General features: G+C 44.7%; 1 rRNA gene. It reads right to left on the bottom strand.

The annotated features are described in order from the left end of the window. Positions 1-378: ribosomal RNA gene (locus ACYUEX_RS18755) — 23S ribosomal RNA — on the bottom strand; the annotation flags it as partial.

Genomic DNA, 378 nt, shown 5'->3' with positions numbered 1-378 from the left:
CTATTTCACTCCCCTCCCGGGGTTCTTTTCACCTTTCCCTCACGGTACTGCTTCACTATCGGTCATCAGGTAGTATTTAGCCTTGGGAGGTGGTCCTCCCTGCTTCCCACAAGGTTTCACGTGTCTCGTGGTACTCTGGATCAGAACTCTAAACCTTTTCGTTTCACTTACGTGTCTATTACACTCTATGGAGCAACTTTCCAGTTGTCTTCAGTTACAAATCAGTTTATTTAATGTTCTGTCCGCAACCCCAGAGATAAATCTCTGGTTTGGGCTCTTTCCCTTTCGCTCGCCGCTACTAAGAAAATCGATTTTTCTTTCTCTTCCTCTAGGTACTTAGATGTTTCAGTTCCCTAGGTTTACCTTTCTGCAGCTATT

This window comes from Clostridium sp. CTA-7, assembly GCF_054768095.1.
The sequence above is the reverse complement of the archived record's forward strand: the minus strand, read 5'-3'. Positions and strand labels throughout refer to the sequence as shown.